Annotated in this window: 21 protein-coding genes and 2 rRNA genes; 14 read left to right on the top strand and 9 right to left on the bottom strand. The window is 53.9% G+C overall.

What is annotated here, in order from left to right; translation table 11 throughout:
• Together BMW31_RS12575 and rrf are read left to right on the top strand one after the other, a co-directional pair.
• A 23S ribosomal RNA gene (locus BMW31_RS12575) occupies positions 1-104 on the top strand; the annotation flags it as partial.
• An 87-nt stretch (positions 105-191) separates the two neighbouring features.
• Positions 192-304: ribosomal RNA gene (gene rrf / locus BMW31_RS12570) — 5S ribosomal RNA — on the top strand.
• Between the two features lie 58 nt (positions 305-362).
• Here the strand turns inward: rrf and BMW31_RS12565 are convergent.
• From BMW31_RS12565 to BMW31_RS12555, 3 genes are all read right to left on the bottom strand, one after another.
• Positions 363-1313, bottom strand: coding sequence for a metallophosphoesterase (locus tag BMW31_RS12565; protein ID WP_091826507.1), 951 nt, complete (start codon positions 1311-1313; stop codon positions 363-365).
• Between the two features lie 29 nt (positions 1314-1342).
• Complete coding sequence (locus BMW31_RS12560; RefSeq protein WP_091826505.1) at positions 1343-4117, bottom strand: TonB-dependent receptor; 2775 nt, start codon at positions 4115-4117, stop codon at positions 1343-1345.
• A 540-nt stretch (positions 4118-4657) separates the two neighbouring features.
• Complete coding sequence (locus tag BMW31_RS12555; RefSeq protein WP_143049208.1) at positions 4658-5302, bottom strand: hypothetical protein; 645 nt, start codon at positions 5300-5302, stop codon at positions 4658-4660.
• 328 nt (positions 5303-5630) lie between these two features.
• Between BMW31_RS12555 and BMW31_RS12550 the strand changes: the two genes are divergently transcribed.
• The gene (locus BMW31_RS12550; RefSeq protein ID WP_091826499.1) at positions 5631-6542 is read left to right on the top strand and encodes a hypothetical protein; all 912 of its coding nucleotides are present in this window, start codon (positions 5631-5633) and stop codon (positions 6540-6542) included.
• A gap of 27 nt (positions 6543-6569) precedes the next feature.
• On the top strand, positions 6570-8447 hold the full coding sequence (locus BMW31_RS12545; RefSeq protein ID WP_177166328.1) for an SH3 domain-containing protein: 1878 nt from the start codon (positions 6570-6572) through the stop codon (positions 8445-8447).
• 149 nt (positions 8448-8596) lie between these two features.
• On the opposite strand, the gene BMW31_RS12540 is transcribed toward BMW31_RS12545, so the two are convergent.
• The 3 genes from BMW31_RS12540 to BMW31_RS12530 all read right to left on the bottom strand — a co-directional run bounded on the left by BMW31_RS12540 (position 8597) and on the right by BMW31_RS12530 (position 10723).
• Complete coding sequence (locus BMW31_RS12540; protein ID WP_091826494.1) at positions 8597-8989, bottom strand: hypothetical protein; 393 nt, start codon at positions 8987-8989, stop codon at positions 8597-8599.
• Positions 8990-9196: 207 nt separating this feature from the next.
• Positions 9197-9571, bottom strand: a complete 375-nt coding sequence (locus tag BMW31_RS12535) for a hypothetical protein (RefSeq protein ID WP_091826492.1) — start codon at positions 9569-9571, stop codon at positions 9197-9199.
• 414 nt (positions 9572-9985) lie between these two features.
• The gene (locus BMW31_RS12530) at positions 9986-10723 is read right to left on the bottom strand and encodes an SIMPL domain-containing protein (protein ID WP_091826489.1); all 738 of its coding nucleotides are present in this window, start codon (positions 10721-10723) and stop codon (positions 9986-9988) included.
• Positions 10724-10918: 195 nt separating this feature from the next.
• On the opposite strand from BMW31_RS12530, the gene BMW31_RS12525 reads away from it, so the two are divergent.
• Positions 10919-12085 carry a sensor histidine kinase gene (locus tag BMW31_RS12525; protein ID WP_091826486.1) on the top strand — a complete coding sequence of 389 codons (1167 nt, stop codon included), beginning with the start codon at positions 10919-10921 and terminating at the stop codon, positions 12083-12085.
• Here the strand turns inward: BMW31_RS12525 and BMW31_RS12520 are convergent.
• Positions 12082-13884, bottom strand: coding sequence for a CocE/NonD family hydrolase (locus BMW31_RS12520; protein WP_091826484.1), 1803 nt, complete (start codon positions 13882-13884; stop codon positions 12082-12084). The two genes, BMW31_RS12525 and BMW31_RS12520, sit on opposite strands and share 4 nt — an antisense overlap.
• A 333-nt stretch (positions 13885-14217) precedes the next feature.
• Between BMW31_RS12520 and BMW31_RS12515 the strand changes: the two genes are divergently transcribed.
• From BMW31_RS12515 to BMW31_RS12490, 6 genes are all read left to right on the top strand, one after another.
• Positions 14218-14739 (top strand): YceD family protein, encoded by a 522-nt coding sequence (locus BMW31_RS12515; protein WP_091826482.1) that lies wholly within the window; start codon positions 14218-14220, stop codon positions 14737-14739.
• Between the two features lie 28 nt (positions 14740-14767).
• Entirely contained in the window at positions 14768-14953 is a 186-nt protein-coding gene (gene rpmF / locus BMW31_RS12510; protein ID WP_091826480.1) for a 50S ribosomal protein L32, read from the top strand.
• Entirely contained in the window at positions 14953-15972 is a 1020-nt protein-coding gene (locus BMW31_RS12505; protein ID WP_091826477.1) for a beta-ketoacyl-ACP synthase III, read from the top strand. The genes rpmF and BMW31_RS12505 overlap by 1 nt, the downstream gene beginning before the upstream one ends.
• A 128-nt stretch (positions 15973-16100) precedes the next feature.
• Positions 16101-16982, top strand: a complete 882-nt coding sequence (gene era, locus BMW31_RS12500) for a GTPase Era (protein WP_091826475.1) — start codon at positions 16101-16103, stop codon at positions 16980-16982.
• Positions 16983-17480: 498 nt separating this feature from the next.
• On the top strand, positions 17481-18794 hold the full coding sequence (gene der, locus BMW31_RS12495) for a ribosome biogenesis GTPase Der (protein ID WP_091826473.1): 1314 nt from the start codon (positions 17481-17483) through the stop codon (positions 18792-18794).
• A 49-nt stretch (positions 18795-18843) separates the two neighbouring features.
• Complete coding sequence (locus tag BMW31_RS12490; protein WP_091826511.1) at positions 18844-19233, top strand: hypothetical protein; 390 nt, start codon at positions 18844-18846, stop codon at positions 19231-19233.
• Between the two features lie 1236 nt (positions 19234-20469).
• On the opposite strand, the gene BMW31_RS12485 is transcribed toward BMW31_RS12490, so the two are convergent.
• Together BMW31_RS12485 and BMW31_RS12480 are read right to left on the bottom strand one after the other, a co-directional pair.
• Positions 20470-21264, bottom strand: coding sequence for an ABC transporter ATP-binding protein (locus BMW31_RS12485; protein WP_091826471.1), 795 nt, complete (start codon positions 21262-21264; stop codon positions 20470-20472).
• Between the two features lie 223 nt (positions 21265-21487).
• Entirely contained in the window at positions 21488-22246 is a 759-nt protein-coding gene (locus tag BMW31_RS12480) for an MlaE family ABC transporter permease (RefSeq protein WP_091826469.1), read from the bottom strand.
• Between the two features lie 133 nt (positions 22247-22379).
• Here BMW31_RS12480 and lptB point away from each other — a divergent pair, with 133 nt between their 5' ends.
• From lptB to BMW31_RS12465, 3 genes are all read left to right on the top strand, one after another.
• Entirely contained in the window at positions 22380-23189 is an 810-nt protein-coding gene (lptB, locus tag BMW31_RS12475) for an LPS export ABC transporter ATP-binding protein (RefSeq protein ID WP_255404967.1), read from the top strand.
• A gap of 234 nt (positions 23190-23423) precedes the next feature.
• On the top strand, positions 23424-24779 hold the full coding sequence (gene tig / locus BMW31_RS12470; RefSeq protein ID WP_091826467.1) for a trigger factor: 1356 nt from the start codon (positions 23424-23426) through the stop codon (positions 24777-24779).
• A 304-nt stretch (positions 24780-25083) separates the two neighbouring features.
• A partial coding sequence (locus tag BMW31_RS12465; RefSeq protein WP_091826464.1) for a transposase occupies positions 25084-25370 on the top strand: 287 nt, incomplete at its 3' end.

The raw sequence follows: 25370 nt of genomic DNA, 5'->3' as shown, positions 1-25370 counted from the left end.
ACTCCTTATGAGGGTCGTCCCAGACGAGGACGTGGATAGGGCGCAGGTGTAAAGACGGCGACGTCAAAGCCGAGCGCTACTAATTGCCCGAAACTTTCATCCGGCAGCCGTGCTTCAGTTGTAGGGAAGTTCAACCTCCAATCGCAAGATTAGGTGGTTCAGTCATTGTCTGTGTACGATACGTCACCCTTTCAGGTGGCTTTTGCGGTGGTGTCCCACCTCTTCCCATTCCGAACAGAGAAGTTAAGCCCACTTGCGCCGATGGTACTGCAATGCAATGCGGGAGAGTAGGAAGCCGCCTCCTTTTCGTATCGAAGCCTTCAGGACAGCAATGTCTTGGAGGCTTTTTTCGTGCCCGGAAGTTACTGTTTGTTCTTAGTTACCGTATGCAGAACCTTGCCCTCTTTATTGACCATGTAGATGGTGAGTGCTGCCTTTGAGGCGGAGAACACCGAGAAGCCGGATTCGGGGCTGCAGAACACTGTTCCCTCAACGGGGCGAACTTTCCGGGAGAGCGACGCAGAGGAGTTAACGACGTAATCGATTGGGTCGTTTTTCATCTTCAGGTGCTGAAAGTTATGGATATGTCCGCAAGCATAAATGTCCACAACTTTCGCGTGTTTCTTCAGTACCGGCAGCAGACGGTTCTGCAGGTCGGTGCGTTCCGACTGGCTCTTAGGCGTTTCGGCGTAGATAGGATGGTGCCCGAAACAAACAACCCAATCCTCCTTTGCATTGGTCAGCACGCTGTCGAGCCACTGGAGTTGTGCCTGATAATCCTGCTTGTACGCATCGGGATAGGTCGTAGAGTTACGGCGATACTTCTCTATCATGGGCGATGTGTCCAGCATAACGATTCTTACGGTCACGCCGTTGTCTTCGAGTACCTTCGTGTAATAGCGCGCGGGCATCGCCCACCGCCTGCTTACCTGCGCATAATCCAGGCAAGCTTGCGTGTTGCCCCGGTATTCGTGGTTGCCAAGAACGGGCAACCAGTCGAGCATCAGCTCGGGATGAGAATAGACTTGTTCAAAGTTTGTCATCCATAGAGGGTCGTTCACCGAAGCCACACCGTTGAAGTGGTGCACATCACCCACAGCTACCACGCATTCGGGCTCAACGGTTTCGGCCATCACTCCCATTGTTTCTGCAATTGTCTTCTGGTCGTAATAGCCATTGCGGCCGTTGTCATTGACCATGTAGAAGGTCAGGTCGCTCTTCATCTGCTCCCATTCTGCCGGTGTTTGGGCGTGAATGGTTCCGACAGAGAGGATGACAGCCAGCGCTATCAGTATCGTTTGTATCTTTTTCATATTTCCTTTATTGCCTTTGGTCTGTCACATCAGAGATTAATCTTCACGCCGCAGTTGCATCTTACGCCGTAGTATTCAACCTGCATGGTGCGGTCCTTGTTGCCCTGATAGTAGCGTAAGGGCTGGTTCAACAAGTTGTTAGCCTCGGCAAAGATAGTTATTTTTGTCTTTTTTCCAAAGGTATAGCTGGCATTAATATCCAGATAATTCACGCTGTCGTAGTAACGGTCGAGCACTGCCTCGGTGCCCATTGCGTCTACAAAACTTGAAGCAACGTTGTACGACAGGCGCATGTTCAGCCCCCACTTGTCGAAATAGAGCGACGCGTTGCCCGTGTGAGCCGGCGTGCCCTGCATCTTGATGTTCTCTCCGTCGGCTACTACGCGGTGCTCGAACTTGTAATCGCGTGTCTTGCTGTGCGTATAGGTGTAGGTTCCATAGAACCCGAGGCAGCTCAATGCGGGGGTAATGAACCCGAAATCGCGCTCGTATGCCAGCTCTACACCAAAGATGGAAGCGTTATAACCGTTAACAGGCTTGGAGATTCTGTAGTCGTTCGCTACCGGAATCTCTGCTGCGCCGCCCTTCCAGGACTCTTCAACGATTACATCGTGCAGGTCTTTATAGAACACTCCCAGGCTGGCCAGTCCCACGCTCTTGAAGTAGTATTCGGCGCTCGCGTCGAAGTTATAGGAGGTTGTAGGTTTCAGGCGGGGATTGCCAATCGTAGCTTCCTGGTCGGCCATGTTATAATTCACGTTCGGAATAAGATGCGAATACTTGGGCCGCGCCAGCGTTTCGGTGAAGGAGGCGCGAAGTTTAAGCTGCTCGCTCACATCGTATTTATAGAGCACGCTCGGCAACCAGTTGGTGTAGCTGTGCGACTGCCGGCCCGTGGCAGCCAGACTTTCGTCCTCGTTCTCATCCACAATCCAGTTGAAACCGCTGTATTTCACGTTGGTGCGTTCCATTCTCAAGCCGGCTACCAAGCTGGACCGGCGGCCCAGCCTGATGTCGTAGCGCAGGTAGGTGCTCAGCACATTCTCGCGTGCATTGTAGTTTCCGGCGGCATCTTCCAGTATTTCTTCTCCCTTCATCCGGCCGAAATCAATCGAACCCAGGTAGGTGTTGTTGATGAAAGGAGTTCCTACAGGATACTGACTTCCGGGCATGAAGTCCTCCCTGATTTGCGGGGTCAGGTGCGAAAGCCAGTCTCCGTCGTACGCATCGGCATAATCGAAGTTGTGCGTCTCGCGTTCTTTCTTCTTTGCTGCATACTTTCCGCCGAACTTCAGCTCACCGTAGCGGGCTGCTTCGCCAAGGGGAAGACGAAAGTTGAGCTTCATCTTCCATTCATTTTCGCGTATTTTCTCGTCCGAGTTGGTAAGTTCATCAATCTCCCAATCGCTGTTTACCGCAGGTATTGGCCTCGTGGAATACGGCTGCCTGCCGTTTACGTCCTCAAAGAACTCACTGTGCGCATCTTTTATCGTGATGCCGAAGTAGCGTTCGTTGGGCCGGTCTTCGGTGGCACGGGAGTAAGATGCCCCCCAGTCCATTCCCAAAGCGCCGAGTTGATGTTCGCCACCGAGCGAGAGGTCGAGCGTTTGCTGGAGTTCCAGACGCCGGTTCCGGTCCTCGTCGTCGTCACCTCCTTTGGTCTGTAACACCACACTCTGCTTGTTGGCTTTGCCGTCCAGCTTCTTGTAAGTAACGCGATAACGGTTCTCCCAGTCGTGCCTGCGGTTGTAAATAGCCTTGAAGGTGAGCCTGTTGTTGATGTTGAACTTGTAATCGAAGGCAGCCGAATAGCTCTGGCGTTGGCGTGTAACGTAGTATTGACGCACTTCGGCTTTGGTCAGAATAACCTTATCTTCGTCCACGTCATATTCGAACTCAGTGTTATCCGAGCCTCCCGGAGCATATTGATAAGAGGCAGCCAGCATCATTCCGAGCTTGTTGTCAAAGAACCGGTCGCCGTAAGTAAAGCCCAGGTTCCACTGCGGCTTGCCGCTAATCCAGTTGTAGCCGGTGCCTGCCATCGCGCTGATAACGCGGTGGTTGGGGGTGTTCTTCGTAATGAGATTTATCTCTCCGCCTATTGCATCGCCGTCCATATCGGCCGTAACGACCTTGTTCAGCTCGATGGTTTGTACCATGTCGGCAGGTATCAGGTCGAGCTGCACGTTCCGCGTATCGCCCTCGGCAGAGGGTATCCGGTTGCCGTCTACGGTCACGGAAGTGAAATCGGAGGAAGTTCCACGCACCTGTCCGAAGCGTGCCTCGCCCTGGTCGTACTGCACGTTTACGCCATTGATGCGCTTCAGGGCATCGCCGATGTTGGAGTCGGGGAATTTACCAACCTGGTCGGCCGATACCACATTCACCACTCCCATCTCGTTCTTCTGCTGCTGGATGGCGCGCCGGTGGGCCGAGAAGGCCCCTACCACCGTCACTTCACGTAGTTCGGCACCTTCCGTGAGCAGAAAGTTCTGCTCCACGGTTCCGTTTTTCTTCACGCTCACAGCTTTCGTAACAGGCGTATAACCCACATAAGAAATCCTGACGGTGTAGGTTCCCGGCTTGAGATTGGGCAAGGTGTAGTCGCCATTCACGTCGCTGGTGGCCCCTACGTTCATTCCCTCTATCGTAATTGTAGCTCCGGGCAGAGTCTGCCTGTCGGCATCCATCACTTTTCCCTTGATAGAACCCAAGTCGGGGTTTGCCGTCCCTTCAGCGGCAAATACGGCAAGACAGTGTATCGACATCAGCACAACCACTATTCCCATTACGCCTTTCTTCATTCTTAACATAAATCTTATTTGCTGTCTGTAAAAAACCGGGACAAAGGTAGCCAGGCTGTGTTAAGAACATGTGTCATCCGGATGAAGAACGGTTAACAATCCATTTACAATGCTGATAAGATGCGGGTTCCGTATTTGGAACTAAGCAGCAAAAGTGCTCTTTCCGGTGATTTGCCTGTTGGGCGGTGGCTCCTTTGTCGGCCGCCTTTGCCCCTCGCTGCGGCCCCTTGTACAGGGCGGTTTGCAGGAGCTATCGTTCAAGGGGCTTGAAGGATAGGTTCAAGGCGCTTGATAGTGGCATTCAAGAGGCTTGAAAGGCACCTTTTGCCACTTTGTTTGTAAGTGGCTGAATATCAAAGTTTTGCATTTTAGGTTTAAGGAGGCAATCTTTCCTGCCGCAGGTCATCCCCTCCTCCGCCTCCCCTTGGAAAGGGGAGGATACCGGTTTGCCCTTTGGAAAAACTCTAATCATCATCAAAAAAGCGGCACGCCGTGAGGAATGCTCATGGTGTGCCGCCGGGTTTGTTGTTCAACTAAACCTTACAAAACCTTATGAATGGCAGGCTCGAAGACATAATAGGCCTTTTGCGTCTTGAGTCCTTTGGTTGGCAGAACGGGCAGCTTCACGTTGCCGAGCTGCTCGAGCACCTTGCGAATCTGGTCTTCATTGATGCACTTGTTTGCTCCATCGAATACGATGAACATGGCGAAGCACTTGTGCTCCTTGTTGTAAACGTACATGTTGGCCTCAAAGGGATTATTCTTCAGGGCGTTGAAAGTCGCAATCTGGTCGGCCGTGAGCACGGCTTTCAGGGCTTTGGTGAGTTCGGCACGTGCCGTGCTGGCCGTCTGGCGGGCGTATTCACGGTCAACCGAGTAGACTCTGGTCAGCTTGTTTTTCTCTATATACTTCTCGGCCGCGTCCTTTTCTGCTGCAAAGTAGTAGAAGTGAATGCGCCCCGTCTTGCCCTTGAACGGCAGGTAACGCACCTGCTCTTCCAGTCCGCCGTCGTGCTTAATCACGTCTACATCCATCAGTCCCTTAAGGAATCCCTGCGCCTTTACTTGCTGTGCACAGCCTAAAGTAAACAACATGGCCAGCATGCAGCATCTGAGGACAGTCCTTACTGTCTGCTTTTTCGAGTTGCGATAGCATCCCATACGTTCAGAATTTAAGTTCTCCATTGTTTTATTCCTTTCTGTTTTATTATCTTTGTTGTGGCGGCAAAGGTACTAAAACTTCACGGTTCACGCATAGGGAAATGCCTATCATTACAGTCTTTTTCCCTAAATAAGGCCGTTTTTACTGCTTGGTGGCTTTGCTTTGGTGTGTTCTTGCCCCCGCCGGCGGACTGTTCTTGGGGCCGCCAATGGGTATTTACGTAAGCTGAAAATTTGCAGGTATCAAGGCAAATGTCTATATTTGTGCCGAAAACTTTCCGTGAGCAAGGGGAGAAATGGGAATGCTCGAGCACGCCATACTTTCCTGCATGAAACAGAAACAGCGTAAGTCATGAAGGCTTTAAACATCATATTGCCCCTGCTCTTCTTGCTGCTTGCAGGCAGTTGCAAGGCACAATCCAAGACTGCCCGGCATCAGGAAGCTGCTGCCTCGGCAGCACCCGGCAAGGAAGATGTGCTGCGCGTGTATGAAAAACAAATCAGGAAATACTATAAAAAGCTGGAAGATGCGGGCATGGATGGAGTTCTGGTCATGTCAAATCATGAGAAGGTGAAATACACCGACATAGCTATTGAACTGATTTCTGAAGCATTACGCAGGCAAGGATTTAAGTTTGTTGACAGCCAGACCGCACGAAACGCCATCAAAAAGTATTATGGCGTTGACATTACAGCAAGCAACAAGGCTCTGCAACGCGAGCATTTCCGGCGGTTTATATTCAAGAACGGAAATCCTGACGAGCGGTTCGAGCAGACAAAATTGATGACCATAAACCCCGAGAATGGCTATCCTGAGTTTTGGAAGAGCATCATCTTTGTTCCTAACTATAATTATATAACAACCTTTCCTGCGATTAACGAGGTGGTCTGTATCAAGGGACTGGAGACTATGTTTGTAGATGATTACGACCCAAACCTTATCAATACGGGTGAAATCTATTATACTGAAGACTGGTGCAAAAAACTTTTTTACCGGAATGAGCTTGTTTTTCATGACAGCGAGGCTGCGCTCAATTGGCTGTTGAAACATGATGAAGACTTTCTTCGTGGCTTGTTCGTGGGCTATGGTTATAACAAATCGGCTGCCATCAACAGGTTGATGCTCGACCAGATAACCCGCAACCCCAACTCACTTGCTGACAGGGAACGCTGTGAGAACATCTTTGCATCAAAAAGAAAAGACCGAAAGCTCCCGGTTCATCAGGAACTGTTGCAGTACGTGGTGAACCATGTTACAAATTAAACCGTAGGCATGAATAATAAAAAACGAATGATGAAAAAAACATGTATGCTGTTGTTGGCATCGGTGCTGGGCGGCGTCGGTGTGGCACTTCCGTATGAGCTACAGGCCAAAACGGGGCCTGACTTTGCCGTGGCAGGGCGGTATCTGGCAGTTGGTGATTGCCTTCATGAGCGGGAACAAGAAGGAGTAAGCAGCGCGAAATCAGACTTTCCCGAATGGATTCGGGACATGACGGCAGACTCCAGGACCGTAACGGTCGATGCAGACTTCTCCGGTATCTTGTCCGCAAAGGACGATCCTTTCATCGGGTTCATTGGTTCTGATTATCAAAAACTTAAGATAGATTTCATTAAAGTGCAGCGTAAAGGCAGCAACCAGTATGATGTTACCGGCACATCTACCGTCAGACAGAACCTCTCTCATTTCCATGGAACGATACAAATACTGGATAACAGGGAGTTCATCCATCCCATGTACGGCGTTGATGATACCATGGAAGGTAAGTTCAAAAGGCGTGGCTGCAGCGTTGGAAAGTACAGATTTGAGGAAAACCGCAACGAAGCAGGGAGCGGCGTTTTCTCTGGTTACCTCTTGTTCTTTTGGTATCAGACCCCTCAGGACACAATTGTATATGATGATATATTTGCCGATGCAGATGGATATTGCAATAACCAGTATGCCGGAACATGGCAAAGCTACACGACAAAACAAAGCAAGAAATGCGCGTGGGGGCAGTACCGCATTCCCGAGAGTGGCGACCTTGACGTTGGTGCGGCCGAATTCAGTGTCAATCCCAAATACCTGCATCATGGTTGGGATGAGCGAGAAAGGACGGAAACAGAGATACTTAGGGACTTTATGAGGAAGAACGGATACAAGGAACCTTCGTATCAAGAGTTCCGAAACAAGTGTTTGTTCCTCTTCGGTGTTTCCTTAAACGAGTCGCCAGAAGACTACGCCCGCAGCATATTGCCTCATGTGGAATACAGCCTCAATGAACCGGCGCGATTGATGTTTACCAATGCCGAAGGTTTATTCTATCAGCCGGAAGTCAGCGGAGCGCCAACAGAGGCGGCGGCAAGGCGAATGTTGGCAACAAAAGAAAACGGTCTGGGCGACCAGCTCGTAGCTTACAACAAGCTGCTGTTCAACGACGACGATGCTGCCTTGGCGTATTTCGGCAATCATCCGGATGAAGCAATAGAAGTGGTGTACAACCTTGACTATGAAGGAAAGCCTGCTTTAACGAAAAAGGCAATAGCTTTTGCACATCAGACGGATGTCTATACAGGCTTCACGGAGGATATATTGTTCTATCACAACAAGTCGCGAGGCTTCAGAAAGAACTTTATCGCCGACATCTATCAGTATTGCTGCACGGATAAAAAGAAAACAGAAGATTTCGAATACCTTATTTACAGCTACATTGGTGCTTACAAACAATTGGATTACAAGCCCGAAGTAAAGGATGAGTGCTTAGTTTACTTAATCTCGTGCCTGATGGATTATGACCGTAAGCATGATGAAGAGGTTTTTGATTTGCGGTATGCAAAGTCGTATCAATTCGTTAGCAACGTGCTCACCAGCAATCCGGATATAGCAAAGAGACTAAAGGCAAAGAACTACTACAATAACAAACAGCTGGAGGAGCTCATGAACATCGTAGCCGCTTCGCACGAAGATGAAGCTGATACCTATGATGCGAACATGGTGTGGTACCACATCGTTGACCCTGATGGCTACTGCAACCTGCGTGAGAAGGGAAGTCCGTCGGCTAAAATCATCAAGCGCATAGCCTCTGACAGTCCTGTTGATGTAATCAATTCAAAAGGAGATTGGTGGAAAGTAAAAACCTCCGACGGGACCACCGGTTATGTACACAAAAGCAGAATAAAGAAGTATTGACCGTAGAGCGCAGCCTCGCAAAAGCCTTCCGGCAGTGCTCAGGGCAAACAAACGGCAATGTTACGGCCGGCGATGCAGGCATTGGCCGGATAAAAAAATAATCTCCAGGCCCGTTGCCCGGAGATTATTACAAACTGCAGGCTGCTATCCTAAAACAGCCGGCTTACGATGGCAGCCTCTTGTTCCTCAAAAGCCATCGGCTTCAATACCTCAACTATGTGGAAATCCTGGTAGCGCAACAGGTGCAGAACGGCGAACCTGCCGTCTTCCGACGCACATCCTTCGAGTATCATGTTGCCCATCGGCGTGGTTTGTGGGCGCTTGTTGCCCAGTTGAGTTTCCCATTCGGCGACGGGAGAGCTTAGGATGCGCTCCAGCTTGGCGCCCTCCTCGGGCGTGTATTCGGCGTAGAAGGCGCGCAGACGGCTGCCCGTAGGTTTGTAACAGGCGCTGCGCTGCAGGCCGAAGAATGATTTCTTTATCTCTATATTGTCGTTGTTGAGCAGGGTTTCTGCCATTCTGAAGTCTTTTATACTTGACATAATTGTATCTTTGTTTTGCCGTGAGGAAGCCGCAACAGGCCGTCATGCAGCGCTCGGCCGCCTGGTTTTTCAGCCCGGCTTGCGCATGCTGCCTCACTTGTTGATAATGAAAAATGTGTAAATGCCGCCTTCCGGAGCGCGGCCAAAGCGCCAGTCCGCGTTGCCGCCGGCCGCTTTCTCCTTGGCGGGTAAGAATAGCCAAGGGGGCTAACAGAGCAGATGCTTCAGTGCGAAGACATAATAATCGCACGAAGCATCCGACGGAAAGGGCGCCGTTTCCATGCGTGCCCGCCCGCCGTAAAGGCTGAAGGATGAGTAAAAAGTTCTGTGGGCGAGTAGCCGGTGGCCGCTAACCGTATGCCGTGAACTGCCGAACGGGGGCAGCAACCGTTGCGGGCGCGAGCTGCACACGCGGTAAACGGGCTGCGGGTCGGCAGGTACGGCCACCGGCAGTTGCCTGGTGAGGAAAGCCGCTGCACGCATCTCCACGTCCTGCTGCCCGCTTTCGGCGGCCAGACCTTGCTCCGGACATCCTACGGAAAGGATGAAGATGAGCGCCAGAATTTGGAGTACACGTTCCATTCTGCAGGCTACTTGCTTTTGTAAGTGCCTGCAAAGATAGTAAATAATATCTGCTTAGCCGCTTTTTTCCCATTTATTTATCGTCATGCGTCATGTTCTGTTGAGAATGGGGAGGAAACATTCGCCCCTCTGCAAGCAAAACAGTTCCGCCCACGGAAGCGGAACATGGCGTAATGCCAAGTGCCGATGAAGCCAGTGCCGGATGCGGTGGGCGCCCGCCGCCGGCATGCCTCGCCGCCAGCCCTTTGTACAGGGCGGTTTGGCGGAGGTATCGTTCAAGGGCCTTGAAGGATAGGTTCAAGGCCCTTGATGAGGGCATTCAAGAGGCTTGAAGCATAGCTTCGGCAAACTGCGGGCCGGCGGGCAGGGTTGCCGGGGCAGCTGAGGGCCGCTCCCGGAGCTGCCCTGCAGGGGTTATTCCACCTCGTAGGTAGTGCGCACGGTGATGCTGGCAACCTTCACCTTGCTGCTGGTGTTGAAGGTTCCTCCCCAGCTGTATTCCTCGTCGCTGTTGAGACCAACAATCTGGAACACGCCCATCGACGACGATGCCATCGACCCTATCGAGGCGTGGCTGCCCTTGGCAATGGTCTGGGCGCGCTCGTAGGCGTTGGCACTTGCCTTGTTCAGCATCTCCATCTTGAGGTCGTTGAGCCGCGTGTAGTAGTACAACGGGGCGTTTGAACTGAAGTTGAGCCCCTCGTTGTAGAGTTCGGAAATGTTCTGGTACACCTTCTCCACCAGCGGCAGATTGGTGGAGCGCACGGTGAAAGTCTGCGACACGGCGAACCCGTCGTCGATGTTTACGTACTGTTGTAGCTTGGAGTTGTAGAACGATTTGGTCTGGGCAGAGATGTCTACACTGCTCGTCGAGAGGCAGGAGTCGGCTATGCCCTGCGCCTTGAGGTACCGCCGCAGGGTCTGGGCGGCGCCCTTGAACGCGGCGTAGGCACTGGCCCGGGTGTCGTTCTTGGCGTTAAGGGTGAGGTTCCACACAATGAGGTCGCTCGTAATTTGCTTCTCGGCCATGCCCGTTACGTTGATTGTGGGGTCTTCCTTGCGGAAGTTGGTGGCGCCGCGCGCCAGCAGCCAGGCGCTGATAATGACTACTAAGCCGGCAAAAAGGGCCAGCAGCGTTTTGGTTTTGTTCATTTTCTTTTGGCTTTTAGGGTTCTCTGTTCATGGCGGAGGCGGCCTCTGATGCTTCGGCCAGTGGCCAACCTCCCGCTGCAAAGATGGATATTTTTTCGCAAACTGCCAACTTTTCAGGGCTGTAATTTCCGTATCGGGCCTCTGAAATTACGTGAGCGGGCAATATATAAACAGCTTTGGCGTTATTGGAATACGATGCAGTGGACCGACAGAATACGCCAGGTAAAGATTGTCCTCGTGCTGGCAGCCGTCTTGATAGCGGTGGCCTCGCTCGTGGTATCGCACTTCCTGATACGCGATCTCGAAACAGAAGAGCGCAAGAAGATGGAAGTGTGGGCCGAAGCCATGCGCACCTTGAACACTGCCGACGAGCATACAGACCTCAACTTGGTGCTGCGGGTGCTCAACGGCAACAACACCATTCCCGTTATCGTGACCGATGCGCGGGGCAATGTGCAGACTTTCCGCAACCTGAAGATAAAGGCCGGCAACCGTGCCGACAGCCTCCGGCAGGCTGCCATCATAGGCCGGGAGCTGAAAAACTCGGGCAACGTCATCCCCATAGAGCTGGACGACAGCCTCCGCACCGACCATGTAAACGTGTGTTACGACGACTCCGTCATGCTCCGCCGGCTGGCCTTGTACCCTTATGTGCAGCTGGGCGTGGTGCTGCTGTTTGTGGTCATAGCCATCTTTGCACTGCTCACGTCAAAGCGGGCGGAACAGAACAAGGTGTGGGTGGGGCTCAGCAAGGAGACGGCTCACCAGCTCGGCACCCCCATATCCAGCCTCATGGCGTGGATGGAGATACTGCGCGAGAACTATCCCGACGACAACCTGATACCCGAAATGGACAAGGACGTGAAGCGGTTGCAGCTTACCGCCGACCGCTTCTCTAAGATTGGGTCGCTGCCGGAGCTGGCTCCGGCGAGCCTGAACGAGGTCATGCACCGCGTGGCCAACTACATGGAGCGCCGCACGTCGCGGCAGGTGAAGGTGGTGGAGGAACTGCCCGCCCACGATGTCGTTGTGCAGCTGAACGCCTCCTTGTTTGAGTGGGTGGTCGAAAACCTGTGCAAGAACGCCGCCGACGCTATGGGCGGCGCGCCTGGAACCATTACCCTGCGCGTGCTGGAGGAGGGACGGAAGGCCGTTGTAGAGGTGGCCGACACGGGCAAGGGCATACGCCGGAAGGACCTGGGCAACGTGTTCCGCCCCGGCTTTACGACCAAGCAGCGTGGCTGGGGCTTAGGTCTCTCGCTGGCCAGGCGCATCGTAGAGGAGTATCACCACGGCAAGATATGGGTCAAGAGCTCCGAGGTGGGCAAGGGAACTACCTTCCGCATCGAGCTTCCTGCTTAGTTCCGTTTAACCGTAAGGGTTAAACAACTCTTCTTACTTTTTACGAGCGATATGCGTGCAGGCCTGTAATCGCCGGCCTGAGCCTTGTAGGGATTGGGCAGGAAGGTTTGCGGATTGACCGCCACCAGCGGGTACCAGCTGAACTGCACCTGCACCATGAGCCTATGGCCGGGCAGCAGCAGGTGGGCAACGTCGGGCATGCGGAACCTCAGCACGAAGTCTTTGCCGGGCCTCACGGGCTGCGGCCGCCGGAACGAACGGCGGAACCGGGCCGGCATTACGTCGCCTCTGACCAGCAGCTGGCAGCCGTCGGGGCGCACGTCGATGAGCTTTACCACTGCATCCAGGTCGGTGCACGAGGCCCGCAGCTGCAGGCTCACGTCTACGGGGCCCATGAGCGAGAGCGTATCCGTGAGTATTGGGCCGCTGCAGGTGAGCACGTCGGGGCGGCGGGAGGCAAAGCGTTGGTCGGCCGCCATGTAGTTCTTGTCGCGCTTCTTGCCGTTCCCTTTATTATAATAAGGTACGGGATGCAGCGGGTCTGCCGTCACCGTACCGCCTTCGAGATAAAACCTCATCGTCTCCGCACCCCTCGGCGGCCAGCTGTCGAGCCGTTGCCAGCGGTCGTCGGAGGGCCGGTCTTTCATCTTCTCCGGTGCCGTTTCGGCCGATGGCAGCAACGTTACCGCCGTCGGCTTGTGGCCCCGGTCTTCGAGATAGCAGGCAAAAAAGGGATATTCTACGTGCCGGATGAAGTAGCGGGCACTGCCTGTGCCGAACCACGCACAGCCCAACTGCTGGTAGCTGTCGTTGCTCCAGGCGTGGTGATACCACGGAGCCTGGACCAGGAAGACCTCCGTCCGTGGCGACCGGGCACGCAGCCCGCGCCACGTTTCCCATGCTCCGTAGCAGTCCTCGGCATCGTACAGTCCGCCCACCACCATCACGGCAGGCCGCACGGAGCCTGCTCCGGCGGTGGACTTGCGCCTCCGCCAGAAGGCATCGTAGTTGGGATGGGCCACGATGTCGCGCCAAAAAGGTACGCTGTCGGCCAGCGGCAGGAGCAGCTCTGCAATGGGGCGGCGGTAGTAAACGGCAATGGCAGTGTCGATACTTGCCAGCGGCGGCAGCGCCGTAGTGCGCGGCGAAGGGCGCCGGCGGAAGAAGGAGGCGCCGAAGCTGTAGCTGTCGGCCAGCATGAAAGCACCGTTGTGGTGGATGTCGTCGCCCATGAACCAGTCGCACACAGGTGCCTGCGGCGACACGGCCCTTACGGCCGGGTGCCCCGAGTAGGCCGCCAGGGTGGCGTAGAAGCCCGGGTACGAGGTGCCCTTAACGCCCACCCGGCCGTTGGAGCGGCAGTGGCGGAGCAGCCACTCCACAGTGTCGTAAACATCGGATGCCTCGTCGGTCTTCGCTCTCCGCCTGCGGGCGTTGAACGGGCGCACCTGTTCAAACTCGCCCTCGCTCAGGTACGTGCCCCTTACATTCTGTTCAACGAGGATGTAACCGTGGGCGAGATAGATGCTGTCGAGCCCGAAGTGGGCGGCCGAAAAGGCGTTGTCGTTGTACGGGGCGAGCGAGTAGGGGGTGCGCATGATGAGTATCGGGCTGCCGCCGGGCGGCGGCGTGAGGGGCTCGTAGATGTTGGTGTAGAGGCCGATGCCGTCGCGCATGGGTATCATCACGTGGCGTTTGGTGTAGCCGGCGGCACTGGCGGCGGTGCAGCAGCAGAGCAGCAACAGGGCCGGCAGCAGCCTCTTCAGGGCCTCGTTCAGCGGGTTGGGAGAAGTGTTCATGAGCAGGTGTTTTTTAAGAGCTGTCGGTCAAGGCGCCCGGAGGTATCGTTCAAGGCGCTTGGAGCTGTCGTTCAAGGCGCTTGAAAGGCACCTTCGGCAAAGTGCCTGGTACAGAGCACGTTGGCCGGATGTGGTTGCGGCCTCTTTTGCAGGCCTCCGTGCAGCCGTCTGCAAACTTAGCAAAAGTTTCTGAAACGGCCAACACGCCACCGCCGGTTTTTTGCTTCGGCCGGGGCGCAAAACACTGGCGGCAAGTGCGGAAACGATAAAAAACGGGGCTTTTGTTTTGCAGTTTACGTAGTTTTTCGTAACTTTGCAGCCCAAAGTGTAGATATGTCCAGCTTAGAGTCGTTACGGATTGACCTCAATGGTCTTAGGGACGGGCAGACCGTTCTTGACTACGACCTCGACGAAAGGTATCTGGAGGCCGTCCAGGCTCCCGATATCCATAAAGGAAACTTTCATGTTACGGTCGTCATCTTGAGGACAGACAAATTCTTCGAACTGAAGTTCCACACCCAAGGTACGGCCATTATACCCTGTGACAAGTGCCTGGACGACATGGAACAGCCCGTCTCGGCAGACAACAGACTGGCCGTGAAGTTCGGCGAAACGTACGCTGAAGAGGATGACCTGGTTACTGTGGCCGAGGATGAAGGAATACTCGACGTAGCTTGGTTCATCTATGAATTTATAGAACTCGCCATCCCAATCAGGCACGTGCATGCACCTGGAAAATGCAACTCTGCCATGATGAAGGTCCTGCAGGAACACTCCGCCTCCCGAAGAGACGATGAGGAGGGCGACAAGCCTATAGATCCGCGCTGGGCGGCACTGCTGAAAATAAAAGAATAAAGAACAAAAATTTAAATTCAAAACAATTATGGCACATCCTAAAAGAAGACAGTCAAAGAGTCGTACACTGAAGAGAAGAACGCACGATGGCGCAGTAGCTCCTACGTTGGCAGTATGTCCAAACTGCGGCGCTTATTACGTTTATCACACTGTATGCCCCACCTGCGGCTACTACAGGGGCAAGGTTGCTGTCGTTAAGGAAACAGCTGAGTAATGGGTAAGGTTCACGCGGTAATCACGGGCGTAGGCGGCTACGTGCCTGACTATATCCTCAACAACGAGGAACTGTCGCGCATGGTAGACACGAGCGACGAGTGGATTATGACGCGTGTAGGCATCAAGGAGCGCCGCATACTCAAGGAAGAAGGACTGGGCACCAGCTACATGGCCCGCAAGGCTGCCAAGCAGCTCATCCAGAAAACCGGAGTAGACCCCGATACGATTGATGCCCTCATCGTTACCACTACCACTCCTGATTACAAGTTCCCGTCTACGGCCTCCATCGTCCTGGGCAAACTGGGGCTCAAGAATGCTTTCGCATTCGATTTGGAGGCTGCCTGCTGCGGATTCCTCTACACGCTCAGCCTCGCCGGGTCGATGATAGAGAGCGGCCGCTGCAAGAAGATAATCGTCATCGGAGCCGACAAGATGTCGTCGATGGTCGACTATCAGGACCGCCAGACCTGCGTCCTCTTTGGCGACGGAGCCGCCGCCGTGCTGGTGGAAGGTACCGAGGAAGAAGGCGTAGGACTGCAGGACATGTACTTCCGCACCGACGGCAAGGGCCTGCCTTTCCTGCACATGAAGGCCGGAGGCAGCGTTTGCCCGCCGTCGCACTTCACCATCGACCACCGACTGCATTACCTCTACCAGGAAGGTCGTTCCGTTTTCCGCTATGCGGTGAGCAATATGAGCGACGATGTGGTAGAAGTAATGAAGCGTAACGGCCTCACCGCCGATGATGTTGACTGGGTTGTGCCCCACGAGGCCAACCTCCGCATCATCGAAGCCGTGACCAAACGCGCCGATATCCCGATGGAGAAGGTGGCTGTTAACATCGAGCACTACGGCAACACCAGTGCAGCAACCATTCCCCTGGCCCTTTGGGACTATGAGAGTAAGCTGAAGAAAGGAGACAATGTCATCTTTACGGCCTTCGGAGCCGGCTTCGTCCACGGCGCCTCTTACTGTAAGTGGGCCTACGATGGAGCTTCTGTAGAGACAAAGCATTAATCCGATTACGACGCTATAGTTCAGGGAACGCATTCTTATCTGATAACGGGAAAGGATGCGTTCCTTTTGTTTCGCGCCGCTGCGGCATCCCACCGGGGGCGCTGCAGGCCATCATTAAAACGACCGATATGCACAAGGCAGGTTTTGTAAACATCGTTGGAAATCCGAATGTGGGCAAGTCTACGCTGATGAATCAGCTCGTGGGCGAGAAGATTTCCATTGCAACGTTCAAGGCGCAAACCACGCGCCACCGCATCATGGGTATCGTGAACACCGACGATATGCAGATAGTGTTCTCCGATACGCCCGGAGTCTTGAAGCCCAACTACAAGATGCAGGAGATGATGTTGGCCTTCTCGGAGTCGGCGCTTGCCGATGCAGACGTCCTGCTCTACGTGACCGACGTGGTTGAAAACCCCGAGAAGAACCTCGACTTCCTCGAGAAGGTGAAGAAGATGACCATTCCGGTGCTGCTGCTCATCAACAAGATTGACGAGACCGACCAGCACAAGCTCGGCGATACGGTAGAGCGGTGGCACGCGCTGCTGCCCAACGCCGAGATTCTTCCTATCTCCGCAAAGAACAAGTTCGGCATAGACATGCTCATGAAGCGCATCAAGGAGCTTCTTCCGGAGAGCCCCGCCTACTTCGACAAGGACCAGCTGACGGACAAACCGGCCAAGTTCTTCGTCTCGGAGATTATCAGGGAGAAGATACTACGCTACTACGACAAGGAGATACCGTACTCGGTGGAGGTGGCGGTGGAACGCTTCAAGGAGGACGAACACCACATTCACATCAATGCGGTGATATATGTAGAGCGCGACTCACAGAAAGGCGTCATCATCGGGCATCAGGGCATGGCGCTGAAGAAGGTCTCCTCCGAGGCCCGCAGGAGCCTGGAGTCGTTCTTCGGAAAGAGCATCTACCTGGAGACTTTTGTCAAGGTAGACAAAGACTGGCGCAACTCGCAGCGCGAACTGGAGAACTTCGGGTACAGTACAGACTAAAACCTCCCCCTCCCCTCCGAAGGAGGGGAGTGCCTGGCGGGTAGTGGGAGGGGAAAAGGAGGAATGACCTCCCCCGCCCCTCCGAAAGAGGGGAGTGCCTGACGGGTAGCGGGAGAGGAAAAGGAGGAATGACCTCCCCCGGCCCCTCCGAAGGAGGGGAGTGCCTGACGGCTCATGTTGAGGGACTAAGAGCATACTTCCTGCCCTGCCACTTTGAAGGAGCGAAGTACCAGTAGAAGTGTGGAAAGAGATAAGGAAATGACATATCTCCCGAGCCCTCCGGAGGAGGGGAGGCGCAATCAGGTAATAGGAAAGAAAACAAAAGAAATAAATAACAAGATAATAGCATAGCACCCCCTTGTTCCGCAAGGCACTCCCCTCCTTCGGAGGGGCCGGGGGAGGTTCTCCGATAAACAAGAATAATCACTTAATAGCATAGCACCCCCTTGTTCCGCAAGGCACTCCCCTCCTTCGGAGGGGCCGGGGGAGGTTTTCATTATGGCAAATTTAGTAGCAATCGTGGGGCGCCCCAACGTGGGCAAATCCACACTTTTCAACCGTCTGACACAAAGTAGGCAGGCCATCGTGAGCGACACCGCGGGCACTACCCGCGACCGCCAGTACGGCAAATGCAACTGGAGCGGACGCGAATTCTCGGTCGTCGACACCGGCGGCTGGGTTGTTAAATCGGATGATATATTTGAAGACGCCATCCGCAAGCAGGTGCTCGTGGCCACGGAAGAAGCCGACCTCGTGCTCTTCCTGGTTGACATAGAGACCGGACTCACCGACTGGGACGAGGACGTGGCGCTCATCCTGCGCCGCGCCAAGCTGCCGGTAATCCTGGTGGCCAACAAGGTTGACAACAGCGCCAACTACTACCAGGCAGCCGAGTTCTACAAACTCGGCCTCGGAGAGCCGCAGTGCATCAGCGCTGCCACGGGCGGAGGAACGGGCGACCTGCTCGACCTCATCCTCACCAAGCTGCCCTCCGAGCAGAAGGAAGACATCGAGGAAGACATCCCCCGCTTTGCTGTGGTGGGTCGTCCGAATGCCGGCAAGAGCAGCATCATCAACGCCTTTATCGGCGAAGAGCGCAACATCGTGACCGAGATTGCCGGCACCACGCGCGACAGTATCTACACCCGGTTCGACAAGTTCGGCTTCGACTTCTATCTGGTAGATACCGCCGGCATCCGCCGCAAGAACAAAGTGTCGGAAGACTTGGAGTTCTACAGCGTGATGCGCAGCATCCGCGCCATCGAAAACAGCGACGTGTGCATCCTCATGATTGATGCTACGCGCGGCATCGAGGCCCAGGACATGAACATCTTTCAGCTCATCCAGAAGAACAACAAGAGCCTGGTGGTGGTGGTGAACAAGTGGGATTTGGTGACTGACAAGGACCAGAAGGTGATTGATACCTTCACCAACGCCATCCGCCAGCGCATGGCACCGTTCGTCGACTTCCCCATCATCTTCGCCTCCGCACTCACCAAGCAGCGCATCTTCAAGGTTCTGGAAACGGCAAAGGAGGTTTACAAGAACCGCCGCGCCCACGTAGGAACGTCTAAACTCAACGAGGTGATGCTACCCATCATCGAGGCCACGCCGCCTCCATCTATCAAGGGAAAGTACATCAAGATAAAATACTGCACCCAGCTGCCCAACACGCAGATACCTTCTTTTGTGTTCTACGCCAACCTGCCGCAGTATGTAAAGGAGCCGTACCGCCGCTTCTTGGAGAATAAGATACGCGAAAACTGGTCCATGCACGGGTGTCCCATCAACGTGTTCATCCGCCAGAAGTAAACTGCAAACCGTCTCCTGCCGGATGGCGGGCGACCAATACCTACGCGATATGAGGAAGTTATTGATTTTGTTTGCAGCCTGCTGCCTTGCCGCTGCCTGCACCAGGGAGCCGCAACCCGAAGAGATTGTGGCCCAGACGGCCAAGACCTACTACGACCTGTTGCTGCAGGGAAAGTACGAAGAGTTTGTAGACGGCCGCTTCCAGCCCGACAGCATCCCCGCCGGTTACCGCGAGCAGCTGATAACCAACGCCCGTATGTTCGTGGGACAGCAGCAGGAGGAGCACCGCGGTATTAAGCAGATACGCGTTGCCAACGCCAAGGCAGACACGGCGCGGCACACGGCCAACGTGTTCCTTGTGTTCGCCTATGGCGACAGCACCAACGAAGAAGTGGTGGTGCCGATGGTGGAGCGCCGCGGCGTTTGGTACATGCGGTAGGGCGCGAACGGCCTGCCGAGCCTGCCGATGCAAAAGAGCGTGCAGCCAACTGATGGCTGCACGCTCTTTTGTTTCCCTCCTCCTGCGGCCATGTTTGCCTGCCTCGCAGGGTGCAAAAACCATCTTTTGAGGACTTTCAATGGCTCCCAGAAGTTCCTGTATGCCCTCGGTCGCATGCTTGAAGCTGTCATTCAACACGCTTGAAGCTATCCTTCAACGTCCTTGAAGCAGCCATTCAAGGCCCTTGAAGGACAGCTTTTTCTTTGCTTTACGCAACTATCTGATTTCCAACATCTTGCGTTCTTGGGTAAAAAAGGATGGTTGCGTGGGCGTCATCCCCTCCTAACCTCCCCTTTCTAAGGGGAGGAACAGCTGCTCACAGCTTGCTATTTAAAGATAAAAAGGAAAGCAACAAATGGCGAAAAGGGTAACTGGTATCCTCCCCTTGGAAAGAGGAGGCGGAGGAGGGGATGACCTTTTGGCAGCTATCAGCAAAGCAGCAGGACAAATCATCCCCTCCTAACCTCCCCTTTCTAAGGGGAGGAAACGCTGCTGCAGGCTTCCTGCAAGTTTGTTGCAGATTATTAAAGACAGCGTAACAGCGTAATTTTGCTGCTGCTGATGGGTTGATTGTTGGCAGCGATGAATAAGGAGCGGTGAGCGAAAAGGCAAACTGGTATCCTCCCCTTGGAAAGGGGAGGCGGGGGAGGGGATGAGCATTTGGCAGCTATCAGCAAAGTAGCAGGACAAATCATCCCCTCCTAACCTCCCCTTTCTAAGGGGAGGAACCGTTGCTGCAGGCTTCCTGCAAGTTTGTTGTAGATTATTAAAGACAGCGTAACAGCGTAATTTTGCTGCTGCTGATGGGTTGACTGTTGGCAGCGATGAATAAGGAGCGGTGAGCGAAAAGGGTAACTGGTATCCTCCCCTTGGAAAGGGGAGGCGGAGGAGGGGATGAGCATTTGGCAGCTATCAGCAAAGCAGCAGGACAAATCATCCCCTCCTAACCTCCCCTTTCTAAGGGGAGGAAACGCTGCTGCAGGCTTCCTGCAAGTTTGTTGCAGATTATTAAAGACAGCGTAACAGCGTAATTTTGCTGCTGCTGATGGATTGACTGTTGGCAGCGATGAATAAGGAGCGGTGAGCGAAAAGAGTAACTGGTATCCTCCCCTTGGAAAGGGGAGGCGGAGGAGGGGATGAGCATCAGCAGGAAAAAAAACAATCTCCTGCGTTTCGTCAGCCTTCGTTCGCGGCTTCTTCTCCGCGGCGTTCCTCCTCCAGTTCCACCTCCTTGACCTTGCGGAAGAGGTCGCTGGCAAAGACGAGGTCATTGAGTTTCTTGTTCGTTGCGCTCATAACTTCGTCCTTGGTGCCCTGCCATTCCTTGCGTCCTTTGTAGATGAAGATGATGTTCTCGCCTATTCCCATCACCGAGTTCATGTCGTGTGTGTTGATGATGGTAGTCATGTTGAACTCCTGCGTGATGCCGTGCAGCAGTTCGTCGATAACGAGCGAGGTCTTGGGGTCGAGCCCCGAGTTGGGCTCATCGCAGAAGAGATACTTCGGGTTCAGCACGATGGCGCGGGCGATGGCCACACGTTTCTGCATTCCTCCTGATATCTCGCCGGGAAACTTGTCCTGTGCGTCGAGCAGGTTGACGCGGTCCAGGCACTCCTGGGCACGCTTCATGCGCTCGCCGTAGTTCATGGAAGAGAACATGTCGAGCGGGAAGCGCACGTTCTCCAGTACCGAGAGCGAGTCGAAGAGCGCTGCTCCCTGGAATATCATGCCCATCTCGCGGCGCATCATCACTTTCTCTTTCTTGCTCATGTGCACAAAGTCGCGGCCGTCGTAGGATATCTCGCCCCGGGTTGGTTCAAGCAATCCAACGAGGTTCTTCATAAGAACGGTCTTGCCCGAGCCGCTCTGTCCGATGATGAGGTTTGTCTTTCCTGTCTCGAACTTGGCGTTGATGTCGAAGAGAACGGTCTTGTCCTCGAACGATTTAGTTAGGTTTTTTACTTCTATCATAGTATCTCCCCCGGCCCCTCCGAAGGAGGGGAGCGCCTTGCGGGTTGTGTTCCTGGCGTGGCGCTTGGTGCGTGGGGGCTCCTTATTTATTTTGTTTGTTGCTGCTAATGCAGCCTGTTGCAATCGTAACCTCATTGTTGTCAGATAGCGCAAGCGCATCTGACCGTAAGCGAAAAGCCATTCCGCGAGGCCCTCCCCTCCTTCGGAGAGGTCGGGGGAGGTACTAACTCAGCACCTGTGTGAGGAACACGTCGGAGCAGAGAATGAGCACCGAACTGCACACCACGGCGTCAGTGGATGCCTTGCCCACCTCTACCGATCCTCCCTGTACGGTGTAGCCGAAGTAGGAAGACACGCTGGCAATGATGTAGGCAAAGAACAGACTCTTGATTACACTCATCCATACAAACCACGGGTTGAACGCATGCTGGATGCCGAGCGTGAGATCGTCGGGCGAAAGCAGATGCCCGATGTAGGCCGTTCCGTAAGCTCCGAGGATGCCCATAGCCGAGGAGAAGATGACCAGAAACGGCATGATGGTGATGAGTCCGGCTATCTTGGGCAGTATGAGGTAGCTGGCAGAGTTCACGCCCATGATGTCGAGCGCGTCAATCTGCTGCGTTACGCGCATCGTTCCCAGCTCGGAGGCTATGTTGGAGCCCACCTTTCCGGCCAGTATCAGGCACATGATGGAGCTTGAGAACTCCAGTAACATGATTTCGCGGGTGGTGTATCCCGACACCCATCGCGGCATCCAGGGGCTCTGGATGTTCACCTTCATCTGGATGCAGATAACGGCTCCGATGAAGAAAGAGATGAGGAGAACGATGGGAATGGAGTCAACACCTAACTGAGACATCTCCTTGACGTATCGCTTTAGGAACATGCGCATGCGTTCGGGCACGCTGAAAGCACGTCCCATGAGCATGAGATAGTTACCGAAAGTGGTGAGGTATTTGTGCAGTAAGTGGATGATGAACATGTTGAAATTGCTGATTGATGTTTGCAAAAGTAACCATAATTCGCTAAAAAACTGCAATAAAAGCAATAGTTTTTAATTATGTAACCGTTATTAGGCACATTTTTACTACTTTTGCATTCTAAATACAACAATCATGGACGAAACTACCAAGAGTGGCGCCGACGACCGGATGGTGCTCCGTACAGAAGGACTGGTGAAGCGATACGGCAAGCGTACCGTTGCCAACGGCGTCTCCATAGACGTCAGGCAGGGCGAAATCGTCGGCCTGCTGGGCCCTAACGGAGCCGGAAAGACCACCTCCTTCTACATGACTACGGGCCTCGTGATTCCCAACGACGGCCATGTGTACCTCAACAATGAGGACATCACCGACTATCCTGTGTACAAACGGGCCCGTGCCGGCATCGGTTACCTGCCCCAGGAGGCCAGTGTGTTCCGCAAGTTGAGCGTGGAGGACAACATCATGTCGGTGCTCGAGATGACCAGCTTGTCGCATGCAGAGCAGCTGGAGCATCTGGAAAGCCTGATAAGAGAGTTCCGTCTGACCAAAGTACGCAAGAATAAAGGCGACCAACTGTCAGGAGGAGAGCGGCGAAGAACGGAGATCGCGCGCTGCCTGGCTATCGACCCGAAGTTCATTATGCTCGATGAGCCGTTCGCAGGCGTGGACCCCATTGCCGTTGAAGACATCCAGCACATCGTCTGGAGGCTCAAGTACCGCAACATCGGCATCCTCATCACCGACCACAACGTGCAGGAGACGCTCTCCATTACCGACCGTGCGTACCTGCTGTTCGAGGGCCGCATCCTCTTCCACGGTACGCCCGAGGAGCTTGCCGAGAACCCAGTGGTGCGCAAGAACTACCTGAGCGACAACTTTGTATTCCGCCGTTTCAAGCCCAATGAGGAAGATGAACAGGTGGAGGCAGAGGCCGTGCAATAGGCTGGTGGCGGCAAACCGTCAGGCCGGATTGTAGGTGCACGCGGGTTACAGTTAAAAAAACAAATTTTTGACCTATATATTAGGCTGTTACGCCAAATATGAGTAATTTTGCAGCTCCAAAGCCCCGGCGGCCCGTATTCCCTGCCTTTCGTTCCTGTCCTGGTAGAACCGGCAATGCGGCTTGGTACAAAAAACGCATCAATAAACAATAAAATAAAAACAAAAACATCAGAGATGAACATTTCATTTGAGAACCCTGACAAGATTAACGGCCTGCTTACAGTAACCGTAGAGGACGCTGATTACAAGGATGATGTCGAGAAGACACTGAAAGACTACCGCAAGAAAGCGAACTATCCGGGCTTCCGTCCGGGCATGGTTCCAATGGGGCTGATTAAGAAACAGTTTGGTACATCGGCCAAGATGGACGCCATCAACAAGCTCGTTGGCGACCAGATGTACAAGTACATACAAGACAACAAGATTCAGATGCTGGGCGAACCGCTCCCTTCGGAGAAGCAACAGCCGCAGGACTTGGAAAAAGACGGCCCCTACACGTTCGCGTTCGACGTGGCCGTGGCGCCCGAATTCAAGGCCGAACTCACCGCAAAAGACAAGATAGACTATTACAACATCAAGGTTGATGACGCCCTCATAGACCGCCAGATAGACATGTTCGCACGCCAGTCGGGCTCTTACATCAAGGCCGAAGACTACAAAGCCAACGACATGTTGAAGGGAGACCTGCGCGAACTCAATGCAGACGGCAGCACGAAGGAAGGCGGCATTACCGTTGAGGCAGCCGTGCTGATGCCCGACTACATCAAGGTAGACGACCAGAAGAAGCTCTTCGACGGCTGCAAACCGGGCGACATCATCATCTTCAACCCACGTAGGGCCTACCCGGACAATGACTCCGAGGTGTCGTCTCTGCTCAAGATAGAGCGCAACGAGGTAGCTGCACACACCGGCGACTTTAGCTATCAGATAACTGAAATCAGCCGTTTCCAGCCCCACGAGGTCAATCAGGAACTGTTCGACAACGTGTACGGCAAGGACAAAGTAAAGAGCGAAGCCGAGTTCCGCAAGGCTATAGCCGAGGGACTCAAGGCTCAGCTGGCCACTGATTCCGACTTCAAGTTCATTCAGGACGTGCGAGCATACCTGGAGAAGAAGGTGGGCGAGCTCACCTATCCCGACACCCTGCTCAAGCGCATCATGAAGAATAACAACAAGGACAAGGACGACGAGTTCGTTAACAAGAACTACGAAGCCAGCGTAAAGGAGCTTACGTGGCACCTCATCAAGGAACAACTGGTGGCTGCCAACAACATCAAGATTGAAGATGCCGACGTGAAGGACGCCGCAAAGGAAGCAGCACGCGCGCAGTTTGCCCAGTACGGCATGAACAATGTGCCCGATGAGTACATCGAGAACTACTCGGCCGAACTGCTGAAGAAGCAGGAGAGCGTGCAGCCTCTTGTCGACCGCGCCATCGACCGCAAGCTAACCGCCATCCTGAAGGGTGTGGTGAAGCTGAACGAGAAGGAAACCACGCTCGACGACTTCAACAAGCTGATGGAGGCATAAAGCCCCTGCGCAGCCACCATCTGAAACCGACGGCGGCCGCAACTACATAACCGCAGGATGCGAAAGCAGTGCCTGCAAGGAGTAAAATCTCAGATTCCACGAACCGGAACAGGATGTTCAGGCCGGTGGAGTCTGAGATTTTTTCGTGCCGCTGGAGTCGCAGAGGCTGCCCGGAGCATGGCTTGCAAGGTTTTGTACATGCGCTCTTCCTGTTTTAAAGATTGCTTTTTCCGTTCTTATAAAGGTGTCCTGACCTGTACTGAATAAGTTGACAGTTTACATCAAACAAAAAAAGTAAAAAGTCATGAAACAGTACAATGAAATCGAAAAATTAGAGTTATTACGTCGGTACCTCACGAGTGGCCTGTCGATACGCGCCTTTTCCGCGAGTGCCGGCATTCCCGTGGCGACATTCTTCGGATATCTCCGCGCGTACGGCCACCCCGACAACTCATCAATTTCCTTTCTTATGAAACACGAAGAACTGCCAACCACACTTGATGAACTTCGCGCCCAGCTACTCGAGGAGCGCAAGGCGCATGAAGCAGAACTGAAGCGCCTGAAGAAGGAACTGGCCCAGGAGAAACTCCG

The sequence above is a fragment of the Prevotella sp. kh1p2 genome, assembly GCF_900111525.1.
In the GTDB taxonomy this organism is placed as follows: domain Bacteria; phylum Bacteroidota; class Bacteroidia; order Bacteroidales; family Bacteroidaceae; genus Prevotella.
Note: the sequence above shows the minus strand (reverse complement) of the source record. Positions and strands in the feature narration are given on the sequence as shown.

Excerpts from the sequence above, each read along its gene's own strand:
- lptB (WP_255404967.1), top strand. The coding sequence starts at position 22,380 with ATGGACGAAACTACCAAGAGTGGCGCCGACGACCGGATGGTGCTCCGT.
- BMW31_RS12530 (WP_091826489.1), bottom strand. The coding sequence starts at position 10,723 with ATGAACAAAACCAAAACGCTGCTGGCCCTTTTTGCCGGCTTAGTAGTC.
- BMW31_RS12480 (WP_091826469.1), bottom strand. The coding sequence starts at position 22,246 with ATGTTCATCATCCACTTACTGCACAAATACCTCACCACTTTCGGTAAC.
- BMW31_RS12490 (WP_091826511.1), top strand. The coding sequence starts at position 18,844 with ATGAGGAAGTTATTGATTTTGTTTGCAGCCTGCTGCCTTGCCGCTGCC.
- rpmF (WP_091826480.1), top strand. The coding sequence starts at position 14,768 with ATGGCACATCCTAAAAGAAGACAGTCAAAGAGTCGTACACTGAAGAGA.
- BMW31_RS12520 (WP_091826484.1), bottom strand. The coding sequence starts at position 13,884 with ATGAACACTTCTCCCAACCCGCTGAACGAGGCCCTGAAGAGGCTGCTG.
- BMW31_RS12485 (WP_091826471.1), bottom strand. The coding sequence starts at position 21,264 with ATGATAGAAGTAAAAAACCTAACTAAATCGTTCGAGGACAAGACCGTT.
- BMW31_RS12555 (WP_143049208.1), bottom strand. The coding sequence starts at position 5,302 with ATGGAGAACTTAAATTCTGAACGTATGGGATGCTATCGCAACTCGAAA.
- era (WP_091826475.1), top strand. The coding sequence starts at position 16,101 with ATGCACAAGGCAGGTTTTGTAAACATCGTTGGAAATCCGAATGTGGGC.
- BMW31_RS12515 (WP_091826482.1), top strand. The coding sequence starts at position 14,218 with ATGTCCAGCTTAGAGTCGTTACGGATTGACCTCAATGGTCTTAGGGAC.
- tig (WP_091826467.1), top strand. The coding sequence starts at position 23,424 with ATGAACATTTCATTTGAGAACCCTGACAAGATTAACGGCCTGCTTACA.
- BMW31_RS12540 (WP_091826494.1), bottom strand. The coding sequence starts at position 8,989 with ATGTCAAGTATAAAAGACTTCAGAATGGCAGAAACCCTGCTCAACAAC.
- der (WP_091826473.1), top strand. The coding sequence starts at position 17,481 with ATGGCAAATTTAGTAGCAATCGTGGGGCGCCCCAACGTGGGCAAATCC.
- BMW31_RS12535 (WP_091826492.1), bottom strand. The coding sequence starts at position 9,571 with ATGGAACGTGTACTCCAAATTCTGGCGCTCATCTTCATCCTTTCCGTA.
- BMW31_RS12560 (WP_091826505.1), bottom strand. The coding sequence starts at position 4,117 with ATGAAGAAAGGCGTAATGGGAATAGTGGTTGTGCTGATGTCGATACAC.
- BMW31_RS12545 (WP_177166328.1), top strand. The coding sequence starts at position 6,570 with ATGATGAAAAAAACATGTATGCTGTTGTTGGCATCGGTGCTGGGCGGC.
- BMW31_RS12505 (WP_091826477.1), top strand. The coding sequence starts at position 14,953 with ATGGGTAAGGTTCACGCGGTAATCACGGGCGTAGGCGGCTACGTGCCT.
- BMW31_RS12565 (WP_091826507.1), bottom strand. The coding sequence starts at position 1,313 with ATGAAAAAGATACAAACGATACTGATAGCGCTGGCTGTCATCCTCTCT.
- BMW31_RS12525 (WP_091826486.1), top strand. The coding sequence starts at position 10,919 with ATGCAGTGGACCGACAGAATACGCCAGGTAAAGATTGTCCTCGTGCTG.
- BMW31_RS12550 (WP_091826499.1), top strand. The coding sequence starts at position 5,631 with ATGAAGGCTTTAAACATCATATTGCCCCTGCTCTTCTTGCTGCTTGCA.